This is a genomic window from Streptomyces sp. LS1784 (genome assembly GCF_020103755.1).
GTDB lineage: Bacteria > Actinomycetota > Actinomycetes > Streptomycetales > Streptomycetaceae > Kitasatospora.
The window spans coordinates 1-5,109 of record NZ_JAHSQD010000571.1 but is presented as its reverse complement, the minus strand read 5'-3'; the positions used below and the strand labels follow the sequence as shown (position 1 = coordinate 5,109).

The following is a 5,109-nucleotide window of genomic DNA, read 5'->3' as shown; positions in this document are numbered from 1 at the left end:
GCGAGCGCGGCCCCGGCCGCCCCGGCCACCGGTGCAGCCCCGGTGGCCGACGCCGGCTGAGCCCGCCGCCGCCCACCGCGGAACCCCCGTTCCCGGCAACCCCCGTTCCACCTCCGGAACGGGGGTTCCGTCGTTTCCGGCCCACCACGGGACGGTGTTTCCACCGAGCGCCGGAACGGTCGTTCCGCCGGATGCGTTCGAACGGACATGCACGTCCTGCCGATCGTCGCCGTCCTGCTCTGCGGGTACGTCCTGCTCTGGCTGCTCGGCTTCCTCGGCCTGGCGCTGTACCACCGCCGCCGGCCCACGCCGGCCGGCTCCGACTACCTGGTGGTCCTGGGCGCCGCGCTGGACGGCTGCGAGCCCGCGCCCCCGCTGGCGGCCCGGCTGGACGCCGCGCTGGATCGTTTCGCCGTCGAGGAGGCCGCCGGGTACGCCCCGCTCGTCCTGGTGACCGGCGGGAAGGGCCCGCACGAGGACTGCACCGAGGCCGCCGCGATGGCCCGCTACCTGGTCGCCCGGGGCGTCCCGGAGGATCGGATCCGACGCGAGGAGCGGGCCGTGAACACCGCCGAGAACCTGCGCTTCAGCGCCGCCCTGATGGCCGCCGAGCGCCCCGGCTACCGCTGCACGGTGGTCACCAACGGCTTCCACACCGTCCGCTCCGCCCTGGCCGCCCGCCGGGCCGGTGCCCCCGCCGCCGTGCTCGGCGCGGACGGCCCGCTGGCGCACGGCCCGTACCTCCTGCTGCGCGAGGCCGTCGGCACCGCCCTCGCCCTGCTCGGCCGCGCCTGAGGGCCGGTCCCGGCGCCGGGCTCTGGATCACGTCACACCCCTGCGTCAGGATGGGGACGGAGACGAGTGCGGAGGGGGCACCGGGCATGTACGAGTGGAGCGCCCTGCAACGGGCCGGCGTGCGGGTGGGCCTGGCCGCCGGCCTGGTCGCGGCGACGGTGGGCGGGATGGCCGCCTGGCAGTGGGTGTTCGACGACCCGGGGTGGCTGTCCTGGCACGGGTGGGCGTTCGGGGCCGCCCTGCTGACGGGCGCGGCGGCCTCGGGGCCGTTCCTGCGGGACGAGCTCTCCCCCGGTGCGGTGGTGGGCGTCGGCCTCTTCCTGCTCGTGCCACCGCTGCTCGGCGTCCTGATGACGGCGTCCGCCACGTACGACATCCGGAGCTGGATGCACAGCGACCAGGCGGTGACAGCCACCCTGAGCGGCTGCCACGTCTCCGGTTCGGAGACCCTGGACACCGACCGCGGACCGATCGGGGCGGTCGACGTCTACAGCTGCACCTACCGCTGGACGGCCGCCGGGCAGGACTGGGAGCAGGTCCGGCGCTCCCCCGACGGGAACCACCCGGACGGCCATCAGGAGCAGGTCTGGGCGGACGGTTCGACCGGCGAGGTGGCCGAGCACCGGCCGGTCAGGATCGGTATGGGCATCCTGATCGCACTCGCCTGCCTGGTCGCCACCGCGCTGGTCTGGGGCGGTCAGCTGATCCTCCTGCACGAGAACGGCCTGCTCGGCCGCCGGCGGACGGCCGACGCCTGAGCACGGAGGAGGCCCCCGGGTCCGTACGGACGGACCCGGGGGCCTCCTGGTGCCTCAACTCAGCTGGATTCAGCCGAGGTTGGCGATCGCCTCGTTGAAGGTCTTGGACGGGCGCATCACGGCGGCGGCCTTGGCCGGGTCCGGCTGGTAGTAGCCGCCGAGGTCGACCGGCGAGCCCTGGACGGAGATCAGCTCGTCCACGATGGCCGACTCCTGCTCGGTCAGCGCCGCGGCCAGGCCGGCGAAGGCCTGGGCCAGCTCGGCGTCGGCGGTCTGCTTGGCCAGCTCCTGGGCCCAGTACAGGGCCAGGTAGAAGTGGCTGCCGCGGTTGTCGATGCCACCGAGGCGGCGGCTCGGCGACTTGTCCTCGTTGAGGAAGGTGCCGGTGGCGCGGTCCAGGGTGTCGGCCAGCACCTGGGCGCGGGCGTTGTCGGTGCTGCCGGCCAGGTGCTCGAAGCTGGCGGCCAGCGCGAAGAACTCACCCAGGCTGTCCCAGCGCAGGTAGTTCTCCTTGACCAGCTGCTGGACGTGCTTCGGGGCGGAGCCGCCGGCGCCGGTCTCGAACAGGCCGCCGCCCGCCATCAGCGGGACGACCGACAGCATCTTGGCGCTGGTGCCCAGCTCCAGGATCGGGAACAGGTCGGTCAGGTAGTCGCGCAGCACGTTGCCGGTCACCGAGATGGTGTCCTCGCCGCGGCGGATGCGCTCCAGCGAGAACTTGGTGGCCTCGACCGGGGACTTGATCTCGATCTGCAGGCCGGTGGTGTCGTGCTCCGGCAGGTACTTCTTGACCTTCTCGATCAGCACCGCGTCGTGGGCGCGGGTCTCGTCCAGCCAGAACACCGCCGGGACGCCGGTGGCGCGGGCGCGGGTGACGGCCAGCTTGACCCAGTCCTGGATCGGCAGGTCCTTGGTCTGGCAGGCGCGGAAGATGTCGCCCGGCTGGACGGCCTGCTCCAGCACCACGTTGCCCTCGGCGTCGACCAGGCGGACGGTGCCCGCGGCGTCGATCTCGAAGGTCTTGTCGTGCGAGCCGTACTCCTCGGCCTTCTGGGCCATCAGGCCGACGTTCGGCACCGAGCCGATGGTCGCCGGGTCCAGGGCGCCGTGGGCGCGGCAGTCGTCGATGACGGCCTGGTACACGCCGGAGTAGCTGCTGTCCGGCAGCACGGCGAGGGTGTCGGCCTCCTCGCCGTCCGGGCCCCACATGTGGCCGGAGGTGCGGATCATGGCCGGCATCGAGGCGTCGACGATGACGTCGCTCGGCACGTGCAGGTTGGTGATGCCCTTGTCGGAGTCGACCATGGCCAGGGCCGGGCCCTCGGCCAGCTCGGCCTCGAAGGAGGCCTTGATCTCGGCACCGAGGTGCGGCACGTTGTCGAGGCCGGCCAGGATGCCGCCGAGGCCGTTGTTCGGGTTCAGACCGGCGGCGACCAGCACCTCGCCGTACTTGGCGAAGGTCTTCGGGAAGAAGGCGCGGACCACGTGGCCGAAGATGATCGGGTCGGAGACCTTCATCATCGTGGCCTTCAGGTGCACCGAGAACAGCACGCCCTCGGCCTTGGCACGGGCGACCTGCGCGGCCAGGAACTCGTTGAGGGCGGCGGCCCGCATCACCGAGGCGTCGACGACCTCGCCGGCCAGCACCGGCACCTTCTCGCGCAGCACGGTGGTGGTGCCGTCCTCGCCGAGCAGCTCGATGCGCAGCGCACCGTCGGCGGCGATCACGGCGGACTTCTCGGTGGACCGGAAGTCGTTCTCACCCATGGTGGCGACGTTGGTCTTGGAGTCGGCCGTCCAGGCACCCATGCGGTGCGGGTGGGTCTTGGCGTAGTTCTTGACCGACTGCGGGGCGCGGCGGTCCGAGTTGCCCTCACGCAGGACCGGGTTGACGGCGCTGCCCTTGACCTTGTCGTAGCGGGCGCGGACGTCCTTGTCCTCGTCGCTCTGCGGGTCGTCCGGGTAGTCCGGCAGGGCGTAGCCCTGGGCCTGGAGCTCGGCGATGGCGGCCTTGAGCTGCGGCACCGAGGCCGAGATGTTCGGCAGCTTGATGATGTTGGCACCCGGGGTCTTGGCCAGCTCACCCAGCTCGGCCAGGGCGTCGCCGATCCGCTGCGCCTCGGTCAGACGCTCCGGGAAGCTCGCGATGATCCGCCCGGCCAGGGAGATGTCGCGGGTCTCCACCCGCACACCCGCGGTCGAGGCGTACGCCTGGACCACCGGCAGGAACGAGTAGGTCGCCAGGGCCGGAGCCTCGTCGGTGTGCGTATAGATGATGGTCGAGTCAGTCATCGGTACTCCGCTTCACGTCTCCAACGTCTTGACGTCAAGATATCTCGTCATGGGCCCCCGGCTCCACCTCCCCCCGCCCCCGGGCGCACAACGACCCGGTCGGCGGGCGCTGCGGCCCTCGCGTCGGGGGCGCTGCGGCGGTCGCGACGGGGGACGCGGCAGGGGTCGTGACGGGGACGGACTCCACGGTCGTCCGGCTCGGCGCGCGGGGCAAGCGGAGCGCTCGACCGGTGGTGTGGTCCAGTCGGGGGAGCCGGGCGTCAGGACTGCGTCAACGCACGTCCCCATTCGGTCAACGCCGCGTCAGGACCGGCGGCACCCGGGCCGGGCCGTCCTAGCGTCGAGGCAGTCAGTTCCGGCAGGCACCACCACCCCACTCGGGAGCATCCGCATGGCCCGCGTCGTCTGGCACGTTCCGGTCACCGCCTCCGGCACCGGAGGCACCACCGCACTCCGCCTGTTCCACCTGCGCGACGGCCGCCGCTGCGCGGTCGGATTCTCCAGCCCCGAGGCCCTCGTCGCCCTCCTCGGGCCCGACCAGGGCCACATCGAACTCGGCGAGCCCGCCCTCCGTGACCTCACCGCCCCTCTCGGTATCGACACCCTGGTGGTGGACCCGAGGCTGGTCGCCCCCTCCGTCACCGTCCCGTGGGTCACCGCACCGCCCGGTGCCGCCCCCGCCGCACCGCCCGTCCCGGCCCCGACCGTCCGGTTCCAGCACCGGTGACGGCCCCGCTCCAGCTCGTCCCGGGCGGTCCGGCTCCGGCGGGACGGGCTCAGCAGGCCCGGGCGCTGCACGCGATCGCCCGGATCAGCCACGGCCCGGTCCCGCTCGACTTCGACCGCCTCGCGGCGGAGTTCCCGGCCGTCCAGAGCGGCCTGGCCCTGGCCGGCGAGGCCGACCTCGAACTGCGGCTCGCCTGCACCGGCCCCGAGGAGCTACGGACGATCGCCGCCGCCCTGCACCGCGCGGGCGCCGCCCGGGTGCACATCGACCTCGTCCTGCGCGCTCTCACCCCGGCCCCCGTCACCCTGCGGCCGGTGCCCTGATCGGCATCGGCCCGGCGCCCCGCTCCCCTGTCCGGGGCCGGGGCGCCCGACCGCGCTCACTCCTCCCCGGGCCGCGGGTCCGGGTTGACCGCCTGGCCGTCGATCGGCTGGCCCCAGGTGTCGTCGCCGGCCGCGCCGACGCAGTAGCCGCTGCCCTCGACATGCCCGCCCGCGCTGCGGCACTGGTGCGCGGTGACGTCCCGGCGCCCGGTCG

General features: G+C 73.4%; 5 protein-coding genes. 4 read left to right on the top strand and 1 reads right to left on the bottom strand.

What is annotated here, in order from left to right; all coding sequences use genetic code 11:
* Positions 1 to 207 precede the first annotated feature (207 nt).
* Both KS423_RS37930 and KS423_RS37925 read left to right on the top strand, forming a co-directional pair.
* On the top strand, positions 208 to 795 hold the full coding sequence (locus KS423_RS37930; RefSeq protein WP_224284287.1) for a YdcF family protein: 588 nt from the start codon (positions 208 to 210) through the stop codon (positions 793 to 795).
* 86 nt (positions 796 to 881) lie between these two features.
* A complete protein-coding gene (locus tag KS423_RS37925) occupies positions 882 to 1,553 on the top strand; it encodes a hypothetical protein (protein ID WP_224284286.1) in 672 nt (223 codons plus the stop codon).
* Positions 1,554 to 1,622: 69 nt separating this feature from the next.
* On the opposite strand, the gene KS423_RS37920 is transcribed toward KS423_RS37925, so the two are convergent.
* On the bottom strand, positions 1,623 to 3,845 hold the full coding sequence (locus KS423_RS37920) for an NADP-dependent isocitrate dehydrogenase (protein ID WP_224284285.1): 2,223 nt from the start codon (positions 3,843 to 3,845) through the stop codon (positions 1,623 to 1,625).
* A gap of 391 nt (positions 3,846 to 4,236) precedes the next feature.
* On the opposite strand from KS423_RS37920, the gene KS423_RS37915 reads away from it, so the two are divergent.
* Together KS423_RS37915 and KS423_RS37910 are read left to right on the top strand one after the other, a co-directional pair.
* A complete protein-coding gene (locus KS423_RS37915; RefSeq protein WP_224284284.1) occupies positions 4,237 to 4,572 on the top strand; it encodes an SAV_915 family protein in 336 nt (111 codons plus the stop codon).
* Positions 4,569 to 4,895 (top strand): hypothetical protein, encoded by a 327-nt coding sequence (locus KS423_RS37910; RefSeq protein ID WP_224284283.1) that lies wholly within the window; start codon positions 4,569 to 4,571, stop codon positions 4,893 to 4,895. The genes KS423_RS37915 and KS423_RS37910 overlap by 4 nt, the downstream gene beginning before the upstream one ends.
* Positions 4,896 to 5,109 lie beyond the last annotated feature (214 nt).